This window comes from Rhizobium sp. CF122, from assembly GCF_000282035.1.
GTDB lineage: Bacteria > Pseudomonadota > Alphaproteobacteria > Rhizobiales > Rhizobiaceae > Rhizobium.
In genome coordinates this window covers 31,208-57,490 of the sequence record NZ_AKKA01000082.1, presented here as the reverse complement: position 1 = coordinate 57,490, position 26,283 = coordinate 31,208, and the positions used below count along the sequence as shown (strand labels likewise).

Sequence of the window (26,283 nt, the reverse complement as noted above, 5' to 3'; positions counted from 1 at the left end):
CCCCCGTTGCGCTTAGCTCTCGGGCATCACGAATCCGGATGTCGAATGCCGCGCAAGGTCTCCCTGTCCCGTCTCAAGCTGACCGACTTTCGCAACTACGCGTCGGTCTCGCTGTCGCTCGACGGTCGGCATGTGGTGTTGACAGGAGACAATGGCGCCGGCAAAACCAATCTGATGGAAGCCGTTTCCCTCCTGTCGCCGGGCCGCGGTTTGCGCCGTGCTACCTATGGCGACATTACCCGCGTCGGCGCGAATGGCGGCTTTTCGATTTTCGCTGAACTCGACGGCATGGAAGGCGAGGTGGAGATCGGTACCGGCGTCGACACCACCGATGATAGCGCCTCCCGGCGGTTGCGCATCAATGCCACGCCGGCAAAGTCGGCCGACGAACTGACCGACCATTTGCGCCTCCTGTGGCTGACGCCCTCGATGGATGGCCTCTTCACCGGCGGCTCGTCCGAGCGCCGCCGTTTTCTCGATCGCTTGGTGCTCTCGCTCGATCCTGCTCACGGCCGTCGCGCCAGCGATTTCGAGCGCGCCATGCGCAGCCGCAACAAGCTGCTCGACGAGCGCCGCTTCGATCCCGCTTGGCTTTCCGGCATCGAACAGCAAATGGCGAGCCTTGGTATTGCCATGGCGATGGCGCGCCAGGAGATGCTCGGCCTTCTCGCCCGCCTCATAGAGGAAACGCACGATACCTCCCCATTTCCGGCTGCGGCGCTCGAACTCGCTGGCTTTATGGACAGCCAGTTCTCGCGGCCCGCTGTCGATCTCGAGGACGAGTACGCCGCCATGCTTGCCGAAAGCCGTTATCGCGATGCCGCCGCCGGCCGCACGCTCGACGGCCCGCATCGCGGCGATCTCATCGTCCGCCACCGGCAAAAGCAGATGGAAGCGGCGCGCTGTTCGACCGGCGAGCAAAAGGCGCTGTTGGTGGGGCTGATTCTCGCCCATGCCCGGCTGGTTGCCAATCTCACCGGCCACGCGCCGATCTTGCTGCTCGACGAGATCGCCGCGCATCTTGACGAAGGCAGGCGTGCTGCCCTTTTCGACCTCATCGACGCACTGGGCGGTCAGGCCTTCATGACGGGTACAGACCGCGCGATGTTTTCCGCCCTCGGTGAGCGTGCGCAATTCTTCACCGTTGCCGACGGAAAGGTTTTCGAATGACCGATGTCGCTTCCCCCTCAGCCAAAGGCCGTGTTAGCATCGCGCTTATGGAACCCCTCAGCCCGGAAGAAATCGCGCGATATCAGCGTCATATCCTGCTTCCCGAGATCGGTGGCGCAGGCCAGCAGAAACTGAAAGCCGCCCGTGTGCTGGTCGTCGGCGCCGGTGGACTGGGAGCGCCGGTCCTGCAATATCTCGCCGCCGCCGGTATCGGCACGCTCGGCATTGCCGATGACGACCGGGTTTCGCTTTCCAACCTGCAACGGCAGGTGATCCACGATTCCGGCACGATCGGCGAGCTGAAGACGGAAAGTGCGGCCTTCGCGATCGCCCGATTGAACCCGCACGTCAATGTGATCCGCTTCGAGGAGCGCTTTTCACCGGACTCTGCCCGCCGCCATCTCTCGGGTTTCGACCTCCTGATCGATGGCTCGGACAATTTCGATACCCGCTATACTGCAGCTGACGCCGCCGAGACGGCACAAATCCCGTTGGTGACGGGTGCCGTCGGACGCTTCGACGGCTCCGTCACGGTGCTCAAACCCTATGAGACGGCGGAGGATGGCACGCCGAACCCGACCTATCGCGATCTCTTTCCGGAGAAGCCACCGGCTGGTCTGATCCCGGCCTGTGCGCAAACCGGCATCATCGGCGCGCTGACCGGCGTGATTGGCACGCTGATGGCGATGGAGGCAATCAAATTGATTACCGGCACCGGTGAACCGCTAATCGGCCGGCTACTGCTCTACGACGCGCTTGCTGCGCGCTTCGACACGATTCGCTATAAGCGGCGGCGCCCGAGGCAGAGCCAAGCGTCATGAAGATCGTCCGCATCGACGAAGGCTTTCAGCGATGGGACGAGCTACTGGCACTGATCCTGTCGTCGTTCGCCTATATGAACGATCGCATCGATCCGCCATCCTCTGCCTTGAAGCTCACGCCGGCGACGCTTGCCGACAAGGCGTGCGCCGAAATCGCCTATGCGGCGATGCAAGGCGACACCTTGAGCGGCTGCATCTTCCTGCGGCCGGAGGAGGATTGCCTTTACATCGGTAAGCTGGCGATCGCGCCGGAGTCGCAAGGCCGGGGCGTCGGCCGTCGGCTGCTGGCGGTGGCAGAACAGGCGGCGCAGGACCGCGGTCTCGCGTCGCTGCGGCTCGAGACACGCATCGAGCTCGTCGAAAATCACGACGTCTTCTCGCGCTGGGGATTTGAGAAAGTCGCCGAAAACGCACATCCCGGCTTCACCAGGACCACCTCGATCGAGATGCGCAAGCCGGTCTCGGCCTAAAGCAATTCCAGGAAAAGTGCGGCGCGGTTTCTGTCCGGAATTGCGTAAAAACAATAGGATAAGCAGATCAGTGATTCCGCGAAGCACTGAACTGCTTTAGCGGCCTGGCAGCACGCGGTTCGGCGGACGATGGCCGTCGATGAAAGTGCGGATATTGATGATCACCTTGTCGCCCATGTCGATGCGGCCTTCGATCGTCGCCGAACTCATGTGCGGCAGAAGTACGACCTTGCCTTCATTGGCCAGCTTGATCAGCTTCGGATTGACCGCCGGCTCGTTCTCGAACACGTCGAGACCAGCGCCTGCCAGCTTGCCCTCTCGCAGGCTCTTGATCAGCGCCGCCTCATCGATCACGTCGCCACGGGCGGTGTTGACAAGATAGGCCGTCGGCTGCAGCAGCGCCAGACGGCGCGCCGACAGCAGATGAAAGGTCGCCGGTGTCGACGGGCAGTTGACCGAGACGATGTCGACACGTGCCAGCATCTGGTCGAGGCTCTCCCAATAGGTTGCCTCCAACTCGTCTTCCGTTGCCGGGTTGACCCGCTTGCGGTTGTGGTAGTGGATTGAGAGTCCGAAAGCCTTGGCGCGGCGGGCGACGGCGGTGCCGATCCGGCCCATGCCGACGATGCCGATGCGTTTGCCATGGATGCGCCGCCCGAGCATCCATGTCGGTGACCATCCAGCCCATTCACCCGGCTGATCGGTCAGCACGCGCGCACCTTCCCCCAGCCGGCGCGGCACGGCGAGGATGAGCGCCATGGTCATGTCGGCCGTGTCCTCGGTCAGCACGTTCGGCGTGTTGGTAACCGTGATACCCTTGCGAGCTGCCGCCTCCACGTCGATGTGGTCGGTGCCGTTCGAGAAGCTCGCAATCAGCTTCAGCTGTGGTCCGGCCTCCTCGATCAGGGCCGCGTCGATCCGGTCGGTGACCGTCGGAACCAGTACATCGGCGCTTCTGACGGCAGCAATCAGCTCGGCTTTGGAGCGCGGCGCATCGTCGATATTGAGTTCCGCGTCGAAGAGTTCGCGCATACGCGTCTCGACCGCATCGGGCAGCTTCCGCGTGATGTAGACCTTCGGTTTTTTCTTCGTCGTCATGTGCGCTGGCGCTAACTTGTTCAGAGGTCCTTAACCAAGACGCGGGATAATTTTCCCGTTCCGGGCAATTTCTACCAGACCCGCGCGCGAAGACAAACAAAACTCGTCCAGCGTGCGTAGGAATGTCGAATTCCCGGAATCAGGCAGCAGTCCTGCCCTCCTCTGAGCAAACGGAAGCCCCATGCATAGCAAAGTCCTGAAATCTTGCCTCGCCCTTGCGATCGGTTTCGTACTTTCGGCGGGAACTGCTGAAATGGCCACCGCACAGGCGGCAAAGGGACCGAGCGGCCTGCCGCTGCCGCGTTTCGTCACGCTCAAGTCCAAGCGCGTCAACCTGCGCATTGGCCCCGGCACGGACTATGCCGCCTCGTGGATGTATCTGAAGGCCGGCCTGCCCGTCGAGATTATCCAGGAATACGATAACTGGCGTCAGATCCGCGATGCGGACGGCACCGAGGGTTGGGTCAACCAATCGTTGCTGTCGGGTTCGCGTGCGGCGATCGCTGCCCCGTGGATGAAAGGCAAGGGCAAGTCCGTCTACGTCAACATGCGCCGCGACGCCCTGCCGTCGGCAAGCGTCGTTGCCAAGCTGGAGCCCGGCGTCATGATGAACATCGGCGAATGCAATGGCGACTGGTGCTTCGCCAAAACCGACGGCGCCGAAGGCTGGGTGGCGCAGTCGGAAATCTGGGGCGCTTATCCGGGCGAAGCCTTTAAATAAGGTTCGCCTGCTTGCCGGCCTCGGCTAGCGACTTCATCGGACGCGGGCCGATCTGCTGGATCACGATGCCGGCCGCAAGGCAGCCGAGCTTGCCGCACTCTTCCAGCGTCCGGCCCTGCGTGTAGCCATAGAGGAAGCCGGCGGCGAACAAATCGCCCGCGCCGGTCGTATCCACCAATTCCTTGATCTTGATCGCATCCACATAGAAGCGATCGTTGCCCTTCAGGATCACCGCGCCGTTCTCGCTCATCGTCACGGCTGCGATCTTGCAGTCCTTGGCGATGCTGTTCAGCGCTTCTTCGAAGTCGTCGGTTTCGTAGAGCGCCAGCGCTTCCTGGCGATTGGCGAAGACGATATCGATAGTGCCGGAGCGCATCAGGTCGAGGAATTCGCCGCGATAGCGATCAACGCAGAAGCTGTCGGAGAGCGTCATCGACATCTCGCGGCCGTTCTCATGAGCGATGCGAGCGCATTCACGGATCGCTTCCTTGGCGCGCGGCGGATCCCAGAGGTATCCTTCGAAATAAGTGACCTTGGACTGGGCAACCACCTCGGCCTCGACGTCCTCAGGCCCGAGTTCGACGCAGGCGCCGAGGTAGGTGTTCATCGAGCGCTCGCCGTCGTCGGTGACGAAGATCATCGAGCGCGCGGTCGGCGGGAACGTCCCCTTCGGCTGCGTCTGATAGTGAACGCCCTGCGCGCGGATATCGTGGGCGAAGATCTCGCCGAGCTGGTCTTCCGCGACCTTGCCGAAATAGGCCGCTTTGCCACCGAAGCTCGCGACGCCTGCTGCCGTGTTGCCAGCGCTGCCGCCGGAGGCTTCCACTGCCGGTCCCATGCGCGCATAGAGAAGTTCGGCGCGCTCGGCGTCGATGAGATTCATTGCCGCCTTGGTGATCTCGTTGTTAATGAGGAACTGGTCGTCGCAACGCGCGATGATATCGACGATGGCGTTGCCGACAGTCAGAACATCGAATTTGGTCATGAAAGGGAAGGTCCCGGTTTTGGTGATAGCCGGTGACCGGTCTTAGCGAATTTTTGCCGCATGGGAAGCGGAAATGCCGCTTCGAGCGTCCATCCTGTCACAAAAATCCGCTCCTGCCGATGCGACGAGCCCTCCGTGGCATTGTAGTGGTCCGGCGAGAGGTTATTCAGGCGACCGCGGCATAGATGAGGTCGGGGACCACAAGCCACTCGTTCTTGCGCAAGGCGGACACATCGAGCCTGCCACGTCGATCGCGGCGGACAACGCCGACGAAGCGATAGCGGCTGCCTCGAATGTCGATCACGCGAGCGGGGATCGGCTTGCCGTCGATATGGCCGATAACCGGTCCGTCGGACCGCAAGCCGTTGAGGAAAAAATACTCATGAGGGAGGCTCCTGCTTACCATCCTAATTGCCTTTCGTCGTTTGGTCGCGCGCCCGGTGCAAACTCGTTGCGGACGCGCTTCTCATCGTCGAGGTTGGCCTTCTCCAAAGGAACGTCGCTTTTTGATGGCGGCCTGGGAAAAAGCCGGCGTGTTTTCTTGATCTCCACGACAAATGGCTTCCTTTGGCGACGCATGTACGGTTCCTGCCGGTTGGCAAACGGCGATGTGAAGATGCCGTCGACCGTTGACCGACGTTCGCCACGTCCCGTCATAAGGATGGGGACAAAGCCATAGTCATGCCATTCGGACGCCGGGCGCCCGGAATTAAAATCTCATATAACCTGAAACGGCCGCATGGCCTGTGGCGGGCGATCTAGTGCTCGATCTGCTGCTCTGCCACAGCGCTGGCGATAATCTGATCGGAGCCCTTTGCATAGAGCGGAAGTGTCAGGGTGATCGCTTCGCTGCGCCCGTTGATGGTGGCGGTATAACGCTTATAGACGCGATCCTGTCCTTGCTCTTGACCTGCCGAGATAGCGTTCGCCTTCTCGACCAAGGCCGTCTCGAAGACGGCTGCGTCGACGTCGCCCAATGCGACCGTGCAGCCTTCGACGATCTTGCCGCCGACCTCCGCCCGTGAGATCACGAGCGCTCGAAAGCTCTCAGCTTCGCCACCATTGACGATCCATCCTTCCAGCGTCTCCGGGTTTTCCATCGGTGTGAAAGTCAGCGCCAGGTCCTGTGCCATTGAAGGCCATTCCTCTGCCTTCGCGCGCTCGGACGTGCGCTCGAAATCTGGACCGGAGGAAACGCAGCTGTCGTAGAAAAACGCAAGTTTGGAGCTCGCATCATCGGCAAATGACGGTCCGGTAGCCGCAAGCATGAAGAGGCCGACAGTAAAGCTACGCTTCATATTGTCTCCGCACGTCAAAGCCAGTGCGGCCCTTCGGCCGCACTGATCATTTCAAAGCTGCCGGATATTATCGGCAGAGGTTCTGCCGGTCCGACGATCCTGCGCCACTTCGAACGCTATGTTCATGCCTTCCTTCACGGCGTCGATTCCGCCTCTTTGAGCCGCCGTGATGTGCAAGAAAATATCGGTGCCTCCGTCATCCGGCGTGATGAACCCAAAGCCCTTGTCCTGGTTGAACCACTTGACTTTACCTGTTGGCAAAACTTACCCCCATGTTGGTCTCCCCAGCCATAATGGGACATCGCACGATTTTGCCGGCCGGCACAAGAGCGTTGACGACAGGGATGTTGTGGCCGGCCGCGCCGGCGACATTTCATGCGTCGATCAGCGTTGTGCCTTTGGTGGGAAGCAGTCGCTTTGCGCCGCCGACTTCTTCGCAAAAATGCCGTCCTGATGTCATCCCCGCGTCATTTTCCGTCCCTATAAAATCCTCAACGAGATTGGCATGAGCGGCTTGCGGGCCGCAGCCAATGAAGAAGAGATGATGCCCTTCGACGATACCGGAGCGACGCTGACCACGGATGGACTGGCAGTATCGCGAACCGGCTGTCCGGCAAGGCCGGATGCGAAAAGCGGGCGAGGCCCGCTTTTTTTGTTTTTGTGACCAGCGTGTTTGTCATCCCGTCCGATTTGCTGCTACGCATAATCATCTCTCGCAAGGCAGCCGCATTGAATGACAGCCATCATCTTCGACGTCCTTCCCATCTTCATCATGATCCTTATCGGTTGGTTGACCGTGAAATTGCGGCTGATGAAAGCGGAGATCGGCGATGCGCTGAGCGAATTCGTCTTCAAGATCGCCGTGCCGCTATTGTTGTTCCGCACGATCGCCGAGGCCGATTTTCACGGTGCTTCGCCGTTCCGCCTCTGGATCGCCTATTTCGCCGGTGTTGCAGTGACATGGGTCGCGGCCCATATCGCCGCGACGCGTTTCTTCGGGCGCGATGACCGCATTGGCGTGCTCGCCGGCGTGTCGTCAGCCTTCGCCAACACAATCTTCATCGGCCTACCGCTTGTTCAGCGAACGGTAGGCGACAAGGGCCTCGTGCCGCTCTCCATCTTGATCGCGGTCCATCTGCCTGTGATGATGATCATCGGGACCATCATGATGGAGCGCGCCGAACACAAGATCGCCGGCAAACAGGAGCGCAGCATCGCCAAAGTGGTGCGCCAGATCGCTCAGAATCTCCTCAGAAACCCGCTGGTGATCGGCCTAGCCGGGGGTGCTGCGATGCATCTTGTAGGCCTCACCATGCCAGGGCCCGTGGAATCCATCGTCGATCAGATTGCCGGCGTTGCCGGGCCGGTTGCGCTGATCTCACTCGGTATGGCGCTCGAAAAATACGGACTATCCGGCAACGCGGGCATCGCCAGCGTCACCTCTGCCTTCAAGCTGCTGCTGTTGCCCGCCTGCGTCTGGACGGCCAGCCATCTGGTCGGGCTCGCCAGTGACTGGACGGCCGCCCTTGTACTGATTTCGTCCGTTCCGACGGGCGTCAACGCATGGCTGATCGCCAATCGTTTCGGCGTCGGCCACAGCCTAGCGGCATCGACGATCACGCTGACGACGGCGCTTGGTGCCATCTCCGTATCGTTCTGGGCGTTCTTGCTCGGCGCCTAGCGCAAAGAAAAAGCCCGGCTTGGGGCCGGGCTGCAATGTTCCTTCTGGAACCGAGTAGCACTTACTGCGTCGCGCTATCCGGTGCGTTTGCATCGGGAAGCGGAACCGGCGAATCGGCCAGAGTGTGAAGGTAGAGGATGACGTTGGCGCGATCCGTGTCCTTCGGAAGCCCCGCAAAGCCCATTGCCGTGCCGGCAACATACTTCTTCGGCGCTGTCAGGAAGTGGTTCAGATGGTCGAAAGTCCACTTCTCGCTGCCGCCCTTGGAGAAGTCCTTCATAGCTGACGAATAGGCAAAGCCCTCGTGTGTGCCGATTGGACGATCGACGAGACCATAGAGGCCCGGGCCAACTTTGTTTGGCCCCCCCTTGGTCGCGTCATGACAGGCCTGACACTTCTTGAATACAGTTTCACCGGCCTTGGCGTCCGCCTTTGCAAGCAGCTGCGCGATCGGAACGGCTGCAGCCGGTGCGGCCTCGCCGCCACCAGAGGCGGGGGCCTCTTCGGCGACGATCGCGAAACCTTCCTTCTCGGGCGTCTCCGAATGAAAGATCCCCTCCGACGCGATGGAGATAGACATCAGGACGAAAACCGTCCCGAGCAGTGCCCCCACCGCCGTATTCACGTATGAATTCATCTGCAATGCTCCCCTTGCAGCCGGCAGACATAAAACCGGACCATCTTGAAATCGCGCGGAACCTATGTCTTTTGGCTATTCGTTGCAACAGTCTAAATGGGCTGCTGCGTGAGACTTTTTGACACCTTTCCGCCCGGATTAGAAGGCCCGAACAATGACCAGTCCAAATTTAGATGACGTGCTCGTGCTGATCCCGGCCCGCATGGCGTCGACCCGTCTTCCGGGCAAACCGCTTGCCGATATTTGCGGCCTGCCGATGATTGTTCAGGTGGCCCTGCGTGCCAGGGAGGCTGCGATCGGTCGTGTTGTCGTCGCGGTTGATGATCAGCAGGTCTACAATGTCGTCGCCGAGGCGGGCTTCGAAGTCATCATGACAAGCAAGGATCATCAGTCCGGTTCGGATCGTATCTATGAGGCTCTCATAAAGGTGGATCCGGAAGGGACGGCCAAGTTCGTCGTCAACGTGCAGGGCGACTTGCCGACTATCGAACCGGAAACCGTTCGTGCCGCGCTGCGCCCGCTGGAGGACCCGAGCGTCGACATCGCAACACTCACGATCGCGATCGATAACGAGGCAGACAAGACCGCGCCGCATATCGTCAAGGTCGTCGGTTCACCGCTCTCCGAAAGCCGTCTGAAGGCTCTCTACTTCACGCGCGCGACAGCACCCTACGGCGACGGACCACTCTATCACCATATCGGCCTCTATGCTTACCGCCGGTCGGCCCTGGAGCGTTTCGTCACGCTTGGACCATCGGCGCTGGAAAAGCGCGAGTCGCTCGAACAGCTGCGTGCTCTGGAGGCTGGAATGCGCATCGATGTCGAGATCGTTGACACGGTTCCGCTCGGTGTCGATACTCCCGCCGACCTTGAAAAGGCGCGGCGCATTCTCTCCGCAAGATCGAAGTGACGGATTTTCCATGAATATCAAGACCAACAGGATCGCCTTTCAGGGTGAATTCGGCGCGAACTCGGACATGGCGTGCCGCGACATGTTTCCGACCATGGAACCGCTGCCATGCCAGACGTTCGAGGATGCATTCGTGGCGGTTGAGAATGGCGATGCCGATATCGGGATGATCCCGATCGAGAACACGATCGCTGGTCGCGTTGCCGACATCCATCACCTTCTGCCGGAGTCCCGCCTGCACATCATCGGCGAGTATTTCATGCCAATCCGCTTCCAGCTGATGGTGCTTCCAGGCGTCACCAAGGATGAGATCCGCACGGTTCACAGTCATATCCATGCGCTCGGCCAGTGCCGCAAGATCGTTCGCTCGCACGGCTGGAAGCCAGTGATCGCCGGCGACACCGCGGGCGCCGCAAAGCTCGTCCAGGAGACCGGAGACCGCTCGATGGCGGCGCTTGCGCCGCGTCTTGCTGCGGATCTCTATGGCCTCGACATCGTGGCCGAGAACGTCGAGGACACCGAAAACAATGTCACCCGCTTCGTCGTCCTCTCGCGCGACGAGGAATGGGCGCATCGCAACTCGGACGAAGAGAAGCTTGTCACCACGTTCGTCTTCAACGTCCGCAACATCCCGGCCGCGCTCTACAAGGCGCTCGGCGGCTTTGCGACGAACAACATCAACATGACCAAACTGGAGAGCTATCAGCTCGGTGGCAAGTTTGTTGCGACGCAGTTCTATGCCGACATCGAAGGACATCCGAACGATCCAAACGTCCGGCGCGCACTGGAGGAACTGCGCTTTTTCTCCGAGAAGGTCCGCATCCTGGGCGTCTACAGGGGCCATCCGATGCGGGGCCAGCTACAAAAATGAAAGGGCGCCTCCGGGCGCCCTTTTTTGTTTACTTATCTGGCTCACACACACGCAAGCGATGCCCGTCCGGGTCGAGAACGACGAAGGTCGGACCGAAATCCATGTCTGTTAGATCCTGCGCGATGGGCAGCTGGCGTTTGCGCCAGTCCTCGTAAAGCGTTGACACGCCGTTCTCTCCGGGAACCATGAAGGCGATCTCGGCGCGGCTGCCGGTGGCGGACGGCTGCGGCGTAACCTTGCTCAGGCGCCAGAGGCCGAGCGTAAAGCCGCCGTCGAGTGCGAAAGCGACGAAGTTCGGGGCTTCGGCCACCGGCTCGCGGTTGAGCAGGGACTTGTAGAAACTAGCGCTTTCGGCGGGGTCCTTGACGTAGAGAATGATAAGGTTCGGGCTATTCATCGGGTGATCCTCGTCGTGAGATGATGGCAGGCGAAGAAATGCCGCTGCACTCATCGGCAGCGGCGGCGGTCGGTTATGCGTCTTGGGAGTTCGATCTTGCAGTCTATCCTTCGTGGCAGGGGCGACCCCAGTCCACAAAGCCGAGATCGCGTTTCATCGTCTCGGACAACGCTTCCGGATCGAGCCGTGGATACTTGCTCCGTGCCATCTGGCGCGACGCGTTCAGCATCATGCGAAGGAGCGTGGATTGCGGGTATCCTGCATGGTCGGGGCTGTCCTCGACCGGATCAATTCCACGCGTCGATCGGGAGAGTTTCAAGCTCGTCATCATCGGTCCTCCTGTTGGATTGGTACCGATAGTAGCGCTGACTACTGTCAGTTTATGGCAGTAGCATCGAGATCAGTGCGCAATTTCCTGCTGGTCCCGCCATTCCTTCAGAAGCACCGCGCGTCGGCGCGGATAACGCCCGTCCTGTGGGATCATCTCGACGATTCGGTCGGTGCGGAAGTGACGGTAATCCTGACGCAATTCGCACCAGGCGACAACAACGCGCACCTGTTCGAAATAGCTCAGCGCGAAAGGCCAGATATTGCGGACGGAGACGGTGCCGCTCTCGTCGGAATAAGTCAGCGTGAGGATGCGTTCACTGCGGATTGCCTTGCGAATGGCGCCGAGGTCGGCCTTGTCGGCGACGGGCGGCTTTAGGTGGACGAGCAGCGTCGATGTTTCGATTTCGTCGCGCATCTCTTGCGGTAGCACATCCCCGATCTTGGCCAGCGCGTCTGTACCGGCAGCGGCAAGCCGCGGATCTGCGGCACGCGCGACCCATCGCGAACCGAGTACGAGCGCCTCGATCTCGTCCTGTGAAAACATCATCGGCGGCAGCATGAAGCCCGGCTTAAGTACATAGCCGAGGCCCGGCTCTCCTTCGATCAAAGCGCCCTGCGCCTGCAGGCTCGAAATGTCCCGGTAAAGTGTGCGGATGCTGACGCCGGTCTCCGTTGCGAGCACGGCACCACTGACCGGGCGGCGATAGCGTCGCAGGGTTTGCAGCAGCGTCAAAAGGCGTTCGGAGCGCGCCATGTCATTGGCCTTATTCTATCTGGCCTTATTGCCTTTTCCACTCTACCCAATCGCGCATCAGCCGATGGGCGATTGCCCCCTTGGGAGGCGGTGCCTTGCCGGTTGCACTGGGGCGCTCGAGCATCTCCAGCGTTTCCTCGCACGTGAACCAACGGCAGTCTTCCAGCTCCTGGCTGTCGAACTTGACGTCCTTGGACTTGGCTTCGGCGTAGCAGCCGATCATCAGTGTATGCGGCATCGGCCAAGGCTGCGAGGCGTGATAGCGGATTCTTCCCGTATGAATTCCGGATTCTTCCAGTGTCTCGCGTCGCACGGCGTTCTCGATCGTCTCTCCCGGCTCCACGAAACCGGCGAGACAGGAATACATGCCCGGCGCAAAATGAGGGCTGCGGCCAAGAAGGCAGAGATCGCGCTCCTCGTCGATGACAAGCATGATCACGACGGGATCGGTGCGCGGGAAGATTTCGTGTCCGCAGGCAGCGCACACGCGCTTGTAGCCGCCGATATGGATCTCCATGGTCGAGCCGCAGCGCCCGCAGAACTTGTTGTCCCGATTCCAGCGGATGAGGCTTGCTCCCTGGGCGAACTCCCCGAGCAGGACTTCGTCGATCAGCATTTCGCGGAACAGCGAACGTCCATCTGAGGGCTTGTAATGGCTGGCGAGTTCCTCTTCCGCCACACCCACCGGCACGGCGAGACGCGGCTCCCCGGTCTTGCGATAGCCGAGCAGCACCGTTTCGTCCCAGTTCGGCTGCAGGTCCTTCAGTTCATAGCGTGCAAACAGCGGATCGAGCACCTGCCCGTCATGTTTGAGGACCAGCTTGTCGCCGGCGAAGGCGAAGATATGCGTCCCTTCCTTGGCCAGGGCCTTGTCGACTGACGTCTCGTCGCGATGTTCGGAATCGCGGATCAGGTCGTTGGCAGCAAAGGCAGTCAGGCTGCTGGGTTCCGGATGCGGAACATCCGAATCGAAAAGCGAACGGCTCATGATGAAAGGGCTTCCCGCAACTTCTCTATAAGGTCATCTCTCTTATCCGCCGCATAAGGTTCCGCCTTGCCAAAGCCCCAAACCGGATTTGGCCAATTGGCGTCGCCTTCGAAGCGGGCAATGACATGAACATGAAGCTGGCGGACGATGTTGCCAAGAGCCCCGATATTGATTTTTGTGGCGCCGGTCGTCTTCTTCAGCGCGGCGGCGACCATCTCTGTCTCGAACGTCAGCAACACCTGATCGAGTGGGGTCAACTCGAACACTTCGGTGACCTCGGACCTCCGCGGCACGAGGATCAGCCACGGCCAGCGGGCATCCTTCGACAGCCGGAGATCGCACAGCCCCGTCTGCATGACGCTGTCGCTGTCGCTTTCCAACCGACGGTCGAGCTTGAAATCATCCAACAGGCATTCCTCCATGTTTTCTTGAGGCTAGCAGTTTTTTTTGAGCTTGGCTTGCTTTTGATGGCGATATTGCCGATATGTGCATCCGGGAGGTTGGTGGTGGACGAGCCACTCGCCAACCGGGTCAGGTCCGGAAGGAAGCAGCCCTAACGAGCCCGGCACGGGTCATCGTGCCAGCCTCCCACCCTTCTCTCCATCCTTTGCCCGATTAGTCCGGGCGCTAAGCAGGGCGATGAGCGACACCGAGCGACAGTCAAAAGATGCCGCCTCGACTGGCACCGGATACCGGGTGCTGGCACGCAAATACCGCCCCAAGGATTTCACGGATCTGATGGTCGGCCAGGAGCCGATGGTCCAGACCCTGACCAACGCCTTCGAGACCGGCCGTATCGCGCAGGCCTACATGCTGACCGGCGTTCGCGGGGTCGGTAAGACGACGACTGCCCGCATCCTTGCTCGCGCCCTGAACTACAAGACGGCCGAGATCGACAAGCCGACGATCGATCTGCGCATCCCCGGCGAGCATTGCCAGGCGATCATGGAAGGCCGGCATGTCGACGTCATCGAGATGGACGCCGCCTCTCATACCGGTATCGATGACATCCGCGAGATCATTGAGCAGGTGCGCTACCGCCCGGTTTCGGCGCGCTACAAGGTCTACATCATCGACGAAGTGCATATGCTCTCGACGCAGGCCTTTAACGGCCTGCTGAAGACGCTCGAAGAGCCGCCGGAGCATGTGAAGTTCATCTTCGCCACCACCGAGATCCGCAAGGTTCCGATCACGGTCCTGTCGCGCTGTCAGCGCTTCGACCTGCGCCGCATCAGCGCCTCTGATCTCGTCGGCCTTTTCACCACGATCGCATTGAAGGAAGGCATCGAGGCTGAGCCCGATGCGCTGGCGATGATTGCCCGTGCCGCCGAGGGCTCGGCGCGTGATGGCCTATCGCTGCTCGATCAGGCAATCGCCCATGGTAGTGGCGCGGTGTTGGCTGAAACGGTGCGTGGCATGCTCGGCCTTGCCGACCGCGCCCGCATCGTCGATCTCTTTCATCACATCGTCAAAGGCGATGTCGCAGCAGCGCTCAGCGAATTCGAGAGCCAGTACGAAGCCGGCGCCAACCCGGTTGCGGTGCTGACCGACCTTGCCGATTTCACGCATCTGGTCACCCGGCTGAAATATGTGCCGGATGCGGCGAACGATCCTTCGCTGAGTGAAATCGAACGCACCAAGGCTGCGGAATTCGCACAGGGCGTGGCAGTGACCGCGTTGTCGCGCATCTGGCAGATGCTGCTGAAAGGCATTCCGGAGGCCGAAGGCTCCTCGCGCCCGGCCGGAGCCGCTGAGATGGTACTGATCCGACTGGCGCATGCCGCGCATCTGCCGGCGCCTGAGGATGCTGCCCGTCGTCTCGCCGAGTTTTCCGAGACGAACGGTGACCGGCGTCCGTCCGCCCCATCGGGCAATGGCGGTGGCGGCGCAACGGTGAACTATCAGGGCAATCTGGCGGCACGATCGACGGAGTCGATCCCGCGTCCGCAGCCCGCCGGCCCGACCGCCATGCTGCGTGCGGTGCCCAATCCGGATCCCCAGAGCATGCCGGTCGGTCGCGTTGAGACAAAGCCCACCGAGGCGCCGAAGCCATCGGTGCCGGTCAATTCCATCTCTGATATCGCCAATCTGGCCGGCGAAAGGCGCGACGCCAAGATCAAGGCACTGGTGCGCAACTTCGTTCGCCCTGTTCGCATTGAGCCCGGCCGCCTCGACGTCAATTTGACGGAAGGCGCCCCTGGTACGCTGTTGAATGAACTGGCGGTCAAGCTCAAGGAGTGGACTGGCATCCATTGGATTGTCAGCCTCAGCCGCGAGGCGGGGCAGCCGACGATTGTCGAGGCCGAAGCCAGCGCCAAGGCGCAGCAGGTCAGCGACGCCCGCCAGGATCCGGATGTGGCGGCGATCCTCGCACAGTTTCCGGGCGCCAAGATCATCGACGTTCGCGTGCGGGCGCCGGAGCCCGATGAGGAAGAGGAGGCTAAAGCGCCCGCCGCTGCCGAATCCGACGAGGGCGATATCCTACCAGGCGACGACATAATTTTCTAAAGTATCGAGAAGGAGCGAGACGATGCGCGACATCATGGGCATGATGGGCAAAGTCAAGGAAATGCAGGCCAAGATGGAGAAGATGCAGGCGGAGATCGCCGAACTCCATGCGGAAGGCAAATCGGGTGGCGGTCTCGTCACCGTGATTCTCAACGGCAAGGGCGAGATGCAGAGCCTGAAGATCGACCCGTCGCTGTTCAAGGAAGACGATGTCGAGATTCTCGAAGACCTGATTGTTGCCGCGCACAAGGATGCCAAGGACAAGGCGGAAGCTGCTGCTGCTGAAAAGACCAAGGCGCTGACCGCCGGCCTGCCGATTCCTCCCGGCTTCAAGATGCCGTTCTGACCCGCCAGTGGATCAAAAAGGGCGGTGTCGGTTGCGCTGGCATCGCTTCCGTCACGCAATAAGGAGGATTGCAGATGACGTTGACCAGTCTGTTTGTCTTTGCCTGCGCGTTGTTCGTGGCGGCCGGCTCTCCGGGCCCGAGCGTCGCTGCGCTCGTCGCCCGTGTCATCTCCAAGGGCGCGCGCGACGTTCTTCCCTTCTTGGCGGCCATGTGGCTTGGTGAGGCGATCTGGTTGACCTGCGCCGTCGCCGGTCTCGCCGCAATTGCCGAAACCTTCCATTATGCTTTTGTTGCCATCAAGTGGCTCGGCGTCTGCTATCTGCTTTATCTCGCCTGGAAGATGTGGTTCGCCTCGCCGGATAGTGACGGTGAAACGCTGCCTGATGCGCAATCACCCTTGAAGCTTTTCCTTGCCGGCATGACGGTGACGCTCGGCAACCCGAAGATCATGATGTTTTACATGGCGCTGCTGCCGTCGATCATCGATATCCGCGCTGTGACCATTGTCGGCTGGGCCGAACTCGTGGCGACGATGTTTCTGGTGCTGATCGTCATCGATATCAGCTGGGCACTGCTTGCAGCCAAGGCGAGGGGGTTCCTGAAGAGCCGCCGCGCCGTGCGTATGGCCAATCGCGCCAGCGCCGGCACGATGGCCGGCGCTGCAATGGCAATCGCGATGCGCTAGGCTATCTCTGTGAGATGTGCCGCTTGGGGGCCGGTGGCGGTGGTGCCGGCGGTACCCAGGTCAGGATCATATTGGCAACGCCGGCCGCAATATTGAGCCCGGATGTGCCCTCCGCCGAGACCGGTTGCAGAGCGATCGAGCCTTCGAAGCCGCCGATAAGGACATTGGCTCCGACACCGAGGCCGACCGTCGCGTTGGCCGCAACGCCGGAGTAACTGCCCTGCAGAGCCCCGTCGAGCCGGTTGGTCGGTGCATAGACGAGCCAAATCATTCCTCCGCCGGCGAGAGTGCCAATATCGATGCCGAGTTTGGTGATGGTACCAGTATAGCGTTCGCTCGGCCGTCCCGGTGAAGATGGAGTGAAGATGCAGTTGAGCGTCCGTTTCGAACCGATGATGACGCCGAATCCAGGAGAAATGTCACAGCCCAGCGAGCCGACCTTGACGCGGGCTGCCGCCGGCGTTGCTGATAGGAAGGTCGTGGCTGTTGCGGCGATAACTGCAGCCGCGATAAATCGTGCGATGGACATGCGAGCCTCCTTCGATTTACACCCCGTGCGTGAAAATCTAGGACCCTCGGCCTCGTCAACAAGTGGCAGTGGTCGAAATCACGTTAGAGGTAGTGTCGCGCCAGTTTCACCAGTTCGCGGCCGATCGGCTTCATCGGTTCGCCGCGCAATACGAGGGAGGTCGTGACCGCGCCATAACGCGCGATGCTGTCGACGATGATTTCAAGCTCGGATGGTGAAGGGACCAGAACCTTGAGCACGAAGCAATCCTCGCCTGTCAGTCTGAGAACCTCGACAATCTGTGGCATTTCCGAGAATTGCTTAAGACAGGCGCGGATATGTTCGTGGGTGGTACGCAGCCGAATGACTGCCATCATGCCCAGCCCGAGTGCCGCAGCATTAACGCGAGCGCCATAACCCTCGATGATTCCCCGTTCTTCCAGACGCTTCAGCCGCTCGGACGCGGCCGGCTGCGAAAGACCGACCTTGCGCCCCAGTTCGGAAACGGAAATGCGCCCGTCTGCCTGCATGATCTCGACGATCAGCATGTCAGTCGGGTCGAGTTGTCGGTTCACGAAATCGGCCATCTTTATTCGCCTTTAATTCATCGGTTGAACGATGGTTTCTCCGATGATTTCCTATGTCGTTTGCCGACTATCTCACGCAGCTTATGCGCGGAGCAACAGGAAGGAAGCGATGAGAGATATCATCATGGTGCCTGGCATTGGCGGATCTGGCGAAACACATTGGCAGTCGCGATGGGAGGCGACCGACCCGCGCATGCGTCGTTTTTCGCCCTCGAGTTGGGATCTGCCGGATCTTGACGATTGGATTGCTGCGCTGGACTGGGCTGTCGGCCGATCGAAGGCCGAACCGCTTCTCGTCGCCCATAGTCTTTCCTGCCTGCTGGTTGCGCACTGGGCACAGCGTACCACGCATCGCGCCAGCGGTGCCTTGCTGGTTGCGCTGCCGGACCCGCGCTCGGCGGCTTTCCCCCCGGAGGCTGCCGGCTTTGCCGATCCACCTGTCGCGGCCCTTCCATTCCCGTCGCTTGTCATCGCCAGCAGCAATGATCCTTTCGGCTCGATCGACTACGCGCGAGCAAAGGCTGATGATTGGGGCAGCCAATTCGTCGATCTCGGCGCCCGCGGTCACATCAACGGGGCGAGTGGGCTGGGCGATTGGCCTGAGGGGAGGGCAGCTTTGGCGGAGTTTGAGGCACACTTGCGCTAGGCGCTAGACTGTGCCTCCAGAATATTGCGCAGCTTGTAGTGAATCGGAGCCGAAAGATAGCGGCTGCGATCTTGCGCTGTGAGCATCCTACCAAAGGTGGCGATCATCTCCGGCATCGTGACCTTCTCGCCGTTATAGGGCAGATAGTCGACCGTCATTCCGGCCGCGACTGGGCCACCGTGAAGAACGCGGCAATAGACGCCTGGCCGCGCTGCCTGCGTATAGCGCTTGATGAACCGGGGGTCGCCCATGCGAGCGGCAAATGTAGAGCAAGGAATGCGCGCGCTGGTGACCTCCAGAACAAGATCGCCGGCTATGAATCGATCACCGACAGACACGATGCGGTTATCGAGACCGTCGATCACCATGTTCTCGCCGAAAGTGCCCGGCTCGATCGGTCGCCCAAGCTCCTTCGTCCACCAGTCAAGGGTCAGCGATCCCTCGAGATAGACGGCCTGGTCGACACCGCCATGGTGCTTCCGATTACAGATGGCGTCGCTCACAAGCCCCTCGGCGTCGACGAGCACGCTGCCGCCGACCCGATGCTTGTAGATGCCCGTCTTGTAGCTCTTGCCGGGCAGCCGCTCGGCATTGCCGATGCAGACGGCGAGGATTTTCATCGAGCGGCGCTCCCAACATGTTTCCGTTTTTGCAGCATATGGGCTAATAACCGCTCATGGCAAAGCGAGTCACCGGCCCCGAAATCGAAAAACTGATCCAGCTTCTGGCAAAGGTGCCCGGCCTCGGGCCGCGCTCCGCGCGCAGGGCTGCGCTTCACCTCATCAAGAAGAAGGACCAACTCCTCGGCCCTTTGTCGAATGCGATGGGTGAGGCCTATGACAAGGTCAAGATCTGCTCCCATTGTGGCAATGTAGATACGGTTGATCCCTGCACGGTCTGCACGGACGACCGGCGCGACCAGTCCGTCATCATCGTCGTTGAAGATGTCTCCGATCTCTGGGCGCTGGAGCGCGCGGGCGCCTTGAACGCGGCCTATCATGTCCTCGGCGGCACCCTGTCGCCATTGGATGGCGTTGGGCCCGACGACCTCAACATCCGCGGCCTGATCGAGCGCGTCAGCGCCGGCGGCATCCGAGAGCTGATCATTGCCGTCAATGCGACCGTCGAGGGACAGACAACAGCACACTATATAACCGACCAGCTGAGCGGCCTGGACGTGAAGATCACGCGCCTCGCCCACGGCGTCCCGGTTGGCGGCGAACTCGACTATCTCGATGAAGGGACGCTCCAGGCGGCGCTCAGGGCACGCACGGCAATCTAGGGGGAAGCATGAACAAGCGCATTTTCGGCCGCCTTTTGATCGCAACGGCGGCGCTGCTGCCGCTGCTGTGCTCGCCGGCGCTCTCTGCATCCAAAGCCGATGTCGAGGCGCAGTTTGAAAGATGGGTGCAGACCGATCTTTGGCCGGAGGCGCAGAAGAATGGAATTTCCGAGAAGGCGTTTCGCGCAGCCTTTGCGGGCGTCGAACTGAATTGGGGCCTCACCGATCTCGCTCCTCCCGGCTTCCCGCCGCCGAAGCAGCAGAAGCAGACGCAGGCCGAATTTTCTTCCCCGGCACCGTATTTCAACGAGGATCGGCTGAAGCGGCTGGCCGCTACCGGTCGTAGTTTTGCCTCGCAATATGCCTCGACGCTGAAGAAGATTGAAAGAACCCACGGAGTTCCCGGTTCGATCGTGTTGGCCGTCTGGGGGCGTGAAACAGGCTTCGGGGCCGCCAAGATCCCGAACTCTGCGATTGAGGTGCTGGCGACGAAGGCCTTCATGTCGACGCGCAAGGAAATGTTCCGCACTGAACTGCTCGCCGCCCTGCACATCATCGATCGCGGTGATGCGACGCCAGCTGAATTCAAAGGATCATCGGCCGGCGCGCTCGGCCAACCGCAGTTCATGCCGACCAGCTATCTGAAGTATGCCGTCGATTTCGACGGCGACGGCCATCCCAATATCTGGACCTCGGTGCCCGACACGCTTGCCTCGATCGCCAATTTCCTCGTCCAGAAGGGGTGGCAGCGCGGCCGTGGCTGGGGCTATGAAGTAACGATTCCCGCTCAGGTTTCCTGCGCGCAGGAGGGGCCGGATCTCGCCAAGCCCGTCTCGCACTGGGCCTCGCTCGGTATCGAGCGCATATCAGGCAATGCCTTCCCTTCCGACGAAGGCAAGGCGTCCGGCATGATGCTCGTTCCGGCCGGCCGCGACGGGCCGGAATTCGTCGTTACGCCGAACTTCTACGTGATCAAGGAATACAACAACTCCGACCTCTACGCGCTCTATATAGGCAACCTCGCGGATCGGATTGCGTACGGTTCCGGCGCCTTTCAGGGGCCGTGGGGTGATGTCGGCAGGATGCTGCGCTCCGACGTCGCAGCCATGCAGAAGGCGTTGGAGAAAAAGGGGTACGATGTCGGCGGCTCTGACGGGCTGCCCGGCTACAAGACGCGTCGGTCCATCGGCCAGTGGCAGGAAAAGAACGGCATGAAGCCGACCTGCTATCCGGAGGCGTCGATGATCGGCAAGTTGAAGTAAGTCTATAGGTTGCGCTTCAGGCCTTCGTGGCTCGCGACAAACCCCAGCTTCTCATAGAACCGGATCGAATCCGTCCGTGATTTGTCGCAGGTCAATTGTACTAGACCGCAGCCGCGCTCGGCGCAGCGCGCCATAGCCCATTCGATGAAATCGGAGCCGAGGCCTAAGCCGCGTGCATCTCTGGCAATCCGCACGCTTTCGATCTGCCCGCGCCACATACCTGTCCGCGACAGGCCGGGAATGAACGTCAACTGCAAGCAGCCGATTACGCGATCATGCTGATCCGCCGCGACGGCGAGCAGTTGGTTGGCATCGGATTCGATTGCCTTGAGTGCGGCAACATACCTGGCATCTGGTGGATCCGAGACAATTTCGCGCGTGGCTCCGAGATCGTCATCTGAAAGCAGGCCGATGATATCAGTCAGATCGGAATGACGGGCAGGGCGGAAGGAATACATGTCTTGCCTCAATGGTGCAGATCGATCGGCGCCTTGTAGAAGACGTCATCATTGGGTGGAATGGCTTGGCGCTCGATCAGCCGGTGCACCTGCGGCAGTTGCTCGCCGCGGTGGAGCGCCCGCAGCCCTTCGATGTTTTCCGCATCAGCCTGCGTGCGGCGCTGATTGTGCCTGATGTATTCGACCCAGGTCGGCGTGTGATAGGTCTCCGTCCATCGGCCCGGCTTTTCGAGATCGCGCATCAGCGCCCAGTTGCGGGCGCCATCGCGAATGCGTATGCGCCGCCGCTCGCCCATTAGCGCCAGAAATTCGCGAACATCCGCATCCGCGATTTCATAATCGATCTGGACGACGATCGGGCCGCTGCGCGGCGTAATATCAAGGCCGAGCGCCGGCTCCGTGAAGCGGTTCAGCGGATCGAGATTGAGCGAGGCGAAGGCCGGCATGGCAAAGCGCAGCCCGACTACGATGCCGAAGAGCATGACAACGGCGGAGACCAGCAAGGCGTCGGAGACACCATAGCGATCGGCGGCCACGCCCCAGAGCCAGCTGCCGCCGGCAATGCCGCCAAAGGTCACCGTCTGATAAAGCGACAAGGCGCGACCGACGACCCAGCGCGGCGTCGACAGCTGCACAATCGTATTGAACAGCGACAGCGCCAATACCCAGCACGCGCCCGATATCATCAGTCCGGCACAGGTCAGGACGGCAATCGCACTGAAGGCGGCGATCGCGGCGCTCAGCGCAAAGCCTGCGAAGGAAATCCGCACGATCGTCTCGCTCGAAAAGCGTTCGCGCAGCCGATCATTCAGCATCGCGCCGCCGATTGCGCCGATGCCGAAAGAGCCGAGCATGAGACCGTAGGTCAGCGGCCCGCCGACAACGAGGTTGATCGCCACGATCGGCAGCAGGGCGAGAATCGAGCTGGCGCTGATCCCGAAGATCAGGCCACGCAGGAGCACCTTTTGCAGGTTGGGTGACATCGCCACATAGCGAAGACCCGCAAACACCGCGCTGCCCAGCGTCTCCCTCGGGAGGGTGGAGGCCGGCAGGCTCGGCTTCCAGCCCATCAGCGCGTAAATCAGCGCGAAGTAGCTCAGGGTGTTGACGGCAAAGGCCGCTGCCGCGCCGGCTGCGGCGACGATGACGCCGCCGATCGCGGGGCCGACGCTGCGAGTGATGTTGAAGCCGACGCTGTTCAACGTGACTGCGCCCGGCAGGTCGGCGCGCGGCACCATGTCGCCGACGGACGCTTGCCACGACGGATTGTTCAGCGCCGTACCGCATCCGATCAGAAACGTGAAGAAAAGGAGCAGCCACGGCGAAAGCCAGCCGAGGTAGGCTAAGACGGTGAGTAGCGCAGAAACCGCGAGCATGAAGTATTGCGCCGTCAGCATGACGCGGCGCCGGTCGAAGCTGTCGGCAAGGGCACCCGACACGAGAGAGAAGAGCATGATCGGCAGCGCTGTCGACGTCTGAACCAGCGCGACCATATTCTCGGATGCCGTGATGGTCGTCATCATCCAGGCGGCGCCGACCGCCTGTATCAATCCCCCGAAATTCGAGGCAAGGCTTGCAAACCAGATCGTCCGGTAGGTTTCGTGCCGCAACGGCGCCAGTGTTGACGAAGTGTAAGGCACGATCCCTCCCGATGCCGGTCCCTCAAAGCCAATATATGGCGAAAGATGCCTCTGGCTAGCGCCGGGGCGCATCCGGAAGGTTGGCGACGGAGCTTGCAATTCTGGAAAAATCGGCCTATATGGCTCTCAAATCTTGATCGTTTTGATGAAGAGTGGGCCGCAAGGACCCGCTCTTTTTTATTACTGCGATCATCCACAATGCATGAAATTGCGAGGAGCGCATCGCTTGTCGGATCCGACGAAAGCAGACAATGAATTTGAGCCGCGGTTGATCACCGAGACCGGTCTCGACCAGCGTCTTGCCGACATTATAGAGCCCGTATTGGTGGATATCGGGTTTCGCCTGACCCGCGTGCGGATGCTCAACCAGAACGGCGCCACCCTACAGATCATGGCCGAGCGCAACGACGGAACGATGACTGTGGAGGACTGCGAGGCGGTCTCGATGGCCATTTCTCCGGTGCTGGATGTGGAAGATCCGATCGATCGGGAGTATCATCTCGAGGTGTCTTCGCCGGGTATCGATCGTCCGCTGGTGCGGAAATCGGATTTCACCCGCTGGCAGGGACACCTTTTGAAGTGCGAAACGTCGATCATGATCGGCAACCGCAAGCGCTTCCGCGGCAAGATCGTGGAGAGCGATGCGGATAGTTTCACGCTCGAGCGTGACCAGGTTGCCTATGGCGAAGAGCAGAAGGTTGTTATCCCCTTCACCGCGCTCAGCGATGCGAAGCTCATTCTGACCGACGATCTGATCCGTGATTCACTGCGCGCCGACAAGCTGGCGAAGGCAGAGGCCGCGAACCAGAACGAAGCGGAAGACGAAGAATAAACCGATCAACTTGTGGCTCCAGGGACGGGAACCCGGGACGCCTAGACGGAGAGAAAAGACATGGCAGTCAGTGCGAACCGGCTCGAACTCCTGCAGATCGCAGATGCAGTGGCGCGCGAAAAGGTCATCGACCGCGAGATCGTGCTTGCCGCAATGGCAGACGCGATCCAGAAGGCAGCGCGCTCCCGCTACGGCACCGAGTCCAACATCCGCGCCGACATCAACCCGAAGACCGGTGAAATCCGCCTTCAGCGTCTGCTGGAAGTTGTCGACAAGGCCGAGGACTATTCGACCCAGATCCCGCTCGAGCTGGCCCGCGACCGCAACCCGGATGCTGCCCTTGGCGATTTCATTGCCGATCCGCTGCCGCCGATGGATTTCGGCCGGATCGCTGCCCAGTCCGCCAAGCAGGTGATCGTCCAGAAGGTTCGCGAAGCCGAGCGTGATCGCCAGTTCGACGAATTCAAGGATCGCGTCGGCGAGATCGTCAACGGCACAGTCAAGCGCGTCGAGTACGGCAACGTCATCGTCGACCTCGGCCGTGGCGAAGGCATCATCCGCCGCGACGAAATGATCCCGCGCGAAAACGTCCGCTATGGCGATCGCGTCCGTGCGTACGTATATGATGTTCGCAGAGAGCAGCGCGGCCCGCAGATCTTCCTGTCGCGCACGCATCCGCAGTTCATGGTCAAGCTCTTCACCATGGAAGTGCCGGAAATCTACGATGGCATCATCCAGGTGAAATCGGTCGCCCGCGATCCGGGTTCGCGCGCCAAGATCGCCGTGATCTCCAACGACTCGTCGATCGATCCGGTTGGCGCCTGCGTCGGTATGCGCGGCTCGCGCGTTCAGGCCGTCGTTGGCGAGCTTCAGGGCGAAAAGATCGACATTATTCCGTGGTCGCAGGATCCGGCAACCTTCGTCGTCAATGCCCTGCAGCCGGCCGAAGTCGCCAAGGTCGTTCTCGACGAAGATGCAGAGCGCATCGAAGTCGTGGTTCCGGACGAACAGCTGTCGCTGGCCATCGGCCGCCGCGGCCAGAACGTTCGCCTGGCCTCGCAGTTGACCGGCTGGGACATCGACATCATGACGGAAGCCGAAGAGTCCGAGCGCCGTCAGAAGGAATTCAACGAGCGCACCAACCTGTTCATGGATTCGCTCGACGTTGACGAAATGGTCGGCCAGGTTCTGGCGTCGGAAGGCTTTGCGGCCGTCGAAGAGCTTGCCTACGTCGACCTTGACGAAATTGCTTCGATCGACGGTTTCGACGAAGACACGGCACAGGAAATCCAGACGCGCGCCCGCGAATACCTCGAGCGCCTGGAAGCCGAAATGGACGAAAAGCGCAAGGCGCTCGGCGTTTCCGACGAGCTGCGCCAGATCGACGGCATGACCGCCCAGATGATGGTCGCGCTCGGCGAAGACGGCATCAAGACGATCGAGGACTTTGCCGGCTGCGCCGCTGATGATCTCGTCGGCTGGAGCGAACGCAAGAACGGTGAGACCAAGAAGTTCGAAGGCCTGTTCTCCAAATTCGACGTTTCGCGCGTCGAGGCCGAACAGATGGTCGTTCAGGCTCGCCTTGCGGCAGGCTGGATCACCGAAGAAGACCTCGCCAAGGACGCGGAAGCTGAAGAAGCTCCCGAGGCCGAGCAGGAAGTATAATGTCCGCGCGTGAGCCGACCGTTTCTCCTGAGGACGACGATCTTGCAGGATATGACGTGAATGGTCGCATGTGCATCGTGACGCGCGAAAGCGGATCGCCGGATGAGCTGATCCGCTTCGTCGCAGCTCCCGATGGGACTGTCGTCGCCGACCTGAAGCGCCAGCTTCCGGGACGCGGCTGTTGGGTCAAAGTCGACCGTTCGCTGGTCGACAAGGCGGTGGCGAAGAAGCTCTTCGCCCGCGCTTTAAAGGCGGATGTGAAGGCGGCAGCCGATCTCGGCGAAACCGTCGAGACGCTGCTCGGGCAGCAATTGATGCAGATGATGAACATGGCTCGCAAGGCGGGCCAGTTCGTCACAGGCTCCGCGAAAGTGGATGCCGCAGTCAGGAGTGGAGCCGCGATCGCCGTGTTCCACGCAACGAATGCCGCCGAGGATGGCGTGAGAAAAATAGACCAGGCTCGCAAGGCTTGGCATCTCGGAATGGAAACCGAGGAAGAAATACCTTCCTTCCGTCTCTTCTCGGAGGACGAAATGGAAGGGGTGATGGGCCAGAACACTTTTATCCATGCTGCAGTGCTTGCAGGGCAGGCGGGTGAGGGTGTAGTGAAGCGCGCAAAGATGCTCGAACAGTACCGTAGTGGCGGTCAGTCCCGGGCACCGGGCGGCGCTGGCCGGCAAAAACAATGATACGGTCACCGGCATCGGCCGGCTGCTACATCATTGATCGACA

At 60.9% G+C, this 26,283-nt stretch carries 32 protein-coding genes and 1 other RNA gene; 17 read left to right on the top strand and 16 right to left on the bottom strand.

What is annotated here, in order from left to right:
- The first annotated feature begins 45 nt into the window (after nt 1-45).
- Genes recF through PMI09_RS20745 form a run of 3 tightly spaced genes read left to right on the top strand, consistent with a single transcriptional unit; the run spans nt 46 to nt 2,461 of the window.
- On the top strand, nt 46-1,170 hold the full coding sequence (recF, locus tag PMI09_RS20755; RefSeq protein ID WP_007799043.1) for a DNA replication/repair protein RecF: 1,125 nt from the start codon (nt 46-48) through the stop codon (nt 1,168-1,170).
- Entirely contained in the window at nt 1,167-1,991 is an 825-nt protein-coding gene (locus PMI09_RS20750; protein ID WP_007799041.1) for a molybdopterin-synthase adenylyltransferase MoeB, read from the top strand. The genes recF and PMI09_RS20750 overlap by 4 nt, the downstream gene beginning before the upstream one ends.
- Nucleotides 1,988-2,461, top strand: coding sequence for a GNAT family N-acetyltransferase (locus tag PMI09_RS20745; RefSeq protein ID WP_007799039.1), 474 nt, complete (start codon nt 1,988-1,990; stop codon nt 2,459-2,461). Before PMI09_RS20750 ends, PMI09_RS20745 begins: the two co-directional genes overlap by 4 nt.
- Nucleotides 2,462-2,557: 96 nt before the next feature.
- Here PMI09_RS20745 and PMI09_RS20740 read toward each other — a convergent pair whose 3' ends face one another.
- Nucleotides 2,558-3,559, bottom strand: coding sequence for a 2-hydroxyacid dehydrogenase (locus tag PMI09_RS20740; RefSeq protein WP_007799037.1), 1,002 nt, complete (start codon nt 3,557-3,559; stop codon nt 2,558-2,560).
- A 181-nt stretch (nt 3,560-3,740) separates the two neighbouring features.
- Here PMI09_RS20740 and PMI09_RS20735 point away from each other — a divergent pair, with 181 nt between their 5' ends.
- Nucleotides 3,741-4,280 carry an SH3 domain-containing protein gene (locus PMI09_RS20735; protein ID WP_007799031.1) on the top strand — a complete coding sequence of 180 codons (540 nt, stop codon included), beginning with the start codon at nt 3,741-3,743 and terminating at the stop codon, nt 4,278-4,280.
- On the opposite strand, the gene PMI09_RS20730 is transcribed toward PMI09_RS20735, so the two are convergent.
- The 4 genes from PMI09_RS20730 to PMI09_RS20710 form a co-directional block, all read right to left on the bottom strand.
- The gene (locus tag PMI09_RS20730; RefSeq protein ID WP_007799030.1) at nt 4,273-5,265 is read right to left on the bottom strand and encodes an adenosine kinase; all 993 of its coding nucleotides are present in this window, start codon (nt 5,263-5,265) and stop codon (nt 4,273-4,275) included. The genes PMI09_RS20735 and PMI09_RS20730 overlap by 8 nt on opposite strands.
- A gap of 166 nt (nt 5,266-5,431) precedes the next feature.
- The gene (locus PMI09_RS20725; RefSeq protein WP_007799029.1) at nt 5,432-5,671 is read right to left on the bottom strand and encodes a hypothetical protein; all 240 of its coding nucleotides are present in this window, start codon (nt 5,669-5,671) and stop codon (nt 5,432-5,434) included.
- A gap of 352 nt (nt 5,672-6,023) precedes the next feature.
- Nucleotides 6,024-6,563 (bottom strand): hypothetical protein, encoded by a 540-nt coding sequence (locus tag PMI09_RS20715; RefSeq protein WP_007799028.1) that lies wholly within the window; start codon nt 6,561-6,563, stop codon nt 6,024-6,026.
- A gap of 51 nt (nt 6,564-6,614) precedes the next feature.
- Entirely contained in the window at nt 6,615-6,824 is a 210-nt protein-coding gene (locus PMI09_RS20710; protein WP_037083657.1) for a cold-shock protein, read from the bottom strand.
- 472 nt (nt 6,825-7,296) lie between these two features.
- Between PMI09_RS20710 and PMI09_RS20705 the strand changes: the two genes are divergently transcribed.
- Nucleotides 7,297-8,244, top strand: a complete 948-nt coding sequence (locus PMI09_RS20705) for an AEC family transporter (RefSeq protein WP_007799027.1) — start codon at nt 7,297-7,299, stop codon at nt 8,242-8,244.
- 61 nt (nt 8,245-8,305) lie between these two features.
- On the opposite strand, the gene PMI09_RS20700 is transcribed toward PMI09_RS20705, so the two are convergent.
- Complete coding sequence (locus PMI09_RS20700) at nt 8,306-8,881, bottom strand: c-type cytochrome (protein WP_007799026.1); 576 nt, start codon at nt 8,879-8,881, stop codon at nt 8,306-8,308.
- Between the two features lie 154 nt (nt 8,882-9,035).
- Here PMI09_RS20700 and PMI09_RS20695 point away from each other — a divergent pair, with 154 nt between their 5' ends.
- On the top strand, nt 9,036-9,791 hold the full coding sequence (locus PMI09_RS20695; protein WP_007799025.1) for a 3-deoxy-manno-octulosonate cytidylyltransferase: 756 nt from the start codon (nt 9,036-9,038) through the stop codon (nt 9,789-9,791).
- 10 nt (nt 9,792-9,801) lie between these two features.
- Nucleotides 9,802-10,662 carry a prephenate dehydratase gene (locus PMI09_RS20690; RefSeq protein WP_007799024.1) on the top strand — a complete coding sequence of 287 codons (861 nt, stop codon included), beginning with the start codon at nt 9,802-9,804 and terminating at the stop codon, nt 10,660-10,662.
- A 28-nt stretch (nt 10,663-10,690) separates the two neighbouring features.
- On the opposite strand, the gene PMI09_RS20685 is transcribed toward PMI09_RS20690, so the two are convergent.
- From PMI09_RS20685 to PMI09_RS20665, 5 genes are all read right to left on the bottom strand, one after another.
- Nucleotides 10,691-11,059 carry a VOC family protein gene (locus PMI09_RS20685; RefSeq protein ID WP_007799021.1) on the bottom strand — a complete coding sequence of 123 codons (369 nt, stop codon included), beginning with the start codon at nt 11,057-11,059 and terminating at the stop codon, nt 10,691-10,693.
- Nucleotides 11,060-11,162: 103 nt separating this feature from the next.
- Nucleotides 11,163-11,387, bottom strand: a complete 225-nt coding sequence (locus PMI09_RS20680) for a hypothetical protein (protein ID WP_244423796.1) — start codon at nt 11,385-11,387, stop codon at nt 11,163-11,165.
- Nucleotides 11,388-11,459: 72 nt separating this feature from the next.
- Nucleotides 11,460-12,143, bottom strand: coding sequence for a helix-turn-helix transcriptional regulator (locus PMI09_RS20675; protein WP_007799018.1), 684 nt, complete (start codon nt 12,141-12,143; stop codon nt 11,460-11,462).
- A gap of 25 nt (nt 12,144-12,168) precedes the next feature.
- Nucleotides 12,169-13,131: an NAD(+) diphosphatase gene (nudC, locus tag PMI09_RS20670; RefSeq protein WP_007799017.1), complete on the bottom strand. Its 963-nt coding sequence runs from the start codon at nt 13,129-13,131 to the stop codon at nt 12,169-12,171.
- Nucleotides 13,128-13,538: an HIT domain-containing protein gene (locus PMI09_RS20665; protein WP_007799015.1), complete on the bottom strand. Its 411-nt coding sequence runs from the start codon at nt 13,536-13,538 to the stop codon at nt 13,128-13,130. Before PMI09_RS20665 ends, nudC begins: the two co-directional genes overlap by 4 nt.
- 88 nt (nt 13,539-13,626) lie before the next feature.
- Between PMI09_RS20665 and ffs the strand changes: the two genes are divergently transcribed.
- From ffs to PMI09_RS20650, 4 genes are all read left to right on the top strand, one after another.
- An RNA gene (gene ffs, locus PMI09_RS29775) (signal recognition particle sRNA small type) lies at nt 13,627-13,723 on the top strand.
- A 47-nt stretch (nt 13,724-13,770) separates the two neighbouring features.
- Entirely contained in the window at nt 13,771-15,639 is a 1,869-nt protein-coding gene (locus PMI09_RS20660) for a DNA polymerase III subunit gamma/tau (RefSeq protein ID WP_007799013.1), read from the top strand.
- Nucleotides 15,640-15,661: 22 nt separating this feature from the next.
- Entirely contained in the window at nt 15,662-15,985 is a 324-nt protein-coding gene (locus PMI09_RS20655; protein ID WP_007799011.1) for a YbaB/EbfC family nucleoid-associated protein, read from the top strand.
- 74 nt (nt 15,986-16,059) lie between these two features.
- Nucleotides 16,060-16,671, top strand: coding sequence for a LysE family translocator (locus PMI09_RS20650; protein WP_007799009.1), 612 nt, complete (start codon nt 16,060-16,062; stop codon nt 16,669-16,671).
- A gap of 1 nt (nt 16,672) precedes the next feature.
- Here the strand turns inward: PMI09_RS20650 and PMI09_RS20645 are convergent, their stop codons facing one another.
- A complete protein-coding gene (locus tag PMI09_RS20645) occupies nt 16,673-17,200 on the bottom strand; it encodes a DUF992 domain-containing protein (RefSeq protein ID WP_007799007.1) in 528 nt (175 codons plus the stop codon).
- An 83-nt stretch (nt 17,201-17,283) separates the two neighbouring features.
- The gene (locus tag PMI09_RS20640; RefSeq protein ID WP_007799005.1) at nt 17,284-17,766 is read right to left on the bottom strand and encodes an Lrp/AsnC family transcriptional regulator; all 483 of its coding nucleotides are present in this window, start codon (nt 17,764-17,766) and stop codon (nt 17,284-17,286) included.
- A gap of 109 nt (nt 17,767-17,875) precedes the next feature.
- On the opposite strand from PMI09_RS20640, the gene PMI09_RS20635 reads away from it, so the two are divergent.
- Nucleotides 17,876-18,412, top strand: a complete 537-nt coding sequence (locus tag PMI09_RS20635; protein WP_007799003.1) for an RBBP9/YdeN family alpha/beta hydrolase — start codon at nt 17,876-17,878, stop codon at nt 18,410-18,412.
- Here the strand turns inward: PMI09_RS20635 and PMI09_RS20630 are convergent.
- A complete protein-coding gene (locus tag PMI09_RS20630; RefSeq protein WP_007799000.1) occupies nt 18,409-19,032 on the bottom strand; it encodes an MOSC domain-containing protein in 624 nt (207 codons plus the stop codon). The two genes, PMI09_RS20635 and PMI09_RS20630, sit on opposite strands and share 4 nt — an antisense overlap.
- 56 nt (nt 19,033-19,088) lie before the next feature.
- On the opposite strand from PMI09_RS20630, the gene recR reads away from it, so the two are divergent.
- The gene (gene recR / locus PMI09_RS20625; RefSeq protein WP_007798999.1) at nt 19,089-19,694 is read left to right on the top strand and encodes a recombination mediator RecR; all 606 of its coding nucleotides are present in this window, start codon (nt 19,089-19,091) and stop codon (nt 19,692-19,694) included.
- Nucleotides 19,695-19,702: 8 nt separating this feature from the next.
- A complete protein-coding gene (locus PMI09_RS20620; protein ID WP_007798997.1) occupies nt 19,703-20,956 on the top strand; it encodes a lytic murein transglycosylase in 1,254 nt (417 codons plus the stop codon).
- A gap of 2 nt (nt 20,957-20,958) precedes the next feature.
- Here the strand turns inward: PMI09_RS20620 and PMI09_RS20615 are convergent, their stop codons facing one another.
- Nucleotides 20,959-21,414 carry a GNAT family N-acetyltransferase gene (locus PMI09_RS20615; protein WP_007798994.1) on the bottom strand — a complete coding sequence of 152 codons (456 nt, stop codon included), beginning with the start codon at nt 21,412-21,414 and terminating at the stop codon, nt 20,959-20,961.
- Nucleotides 21,415-21,422: 8 nt separating this feature from the next.
- Complete coding sequence (locus PMI09_RS20610) at nt 21,423-23,054, bottom strand: MFS transporter (protein ID WP_007798992.1); 1,632 nt, start codon at nt 23,052-23,054, stop codon at nt 21,423-21,425.
- Between the two features lie 226 nt (nt 23,055-23,280).
- Here PMI09_RS20610 and rimP point away from each other — a divergent pair, with 226 nt between their 5' ends.
- Genes rimP through PMI09_RS20595 form a run of 3 tightly spaced genes read left to right on the top strand, consistent with a single transcriptional unit; the run spans nt 23,281 to nt 26,240 of the window.
- Nucleotides 23,281-23,886: a ribosome maturation factor RimP gene (gene rimP / locus PMI09_RS20605; protein WP_007798990.1), complete on the top strand. Its 606-nt coding sequence runs from the start codon at nt 23,281-23,283 to the stop codon at nt 23,884-23,886.
- Nucleotides 23,887-23,946: 60 nt separating this feature from the next.
- A complete protein-coding gene (gene nusA, locus PMI09_RS20600; RefSeq protein ID WP_007798988.1) occupies nt 23,947-25,551 on the top strand; it encodes a transcription termination factor NusA in 1,605 nt (534 codons plus the stop codon).
- On the top strand, nt 25,551-26,240 hold the full coding sequence (locus PMI09_RS20595) for an RNA-binding protein (RefSeq protein ID WP_007798986.1): 690 nt from the start codon (nt 25,551-25,553) through the stop codon (nt 26,238-26,240). Before nusA ends, PMI09_RS20595 begins: the two co-directional genes overlap by 1 nt.
- The last annotated feature ends 43 nt before the right edge of the window (nt 26,241-26,283 follow it).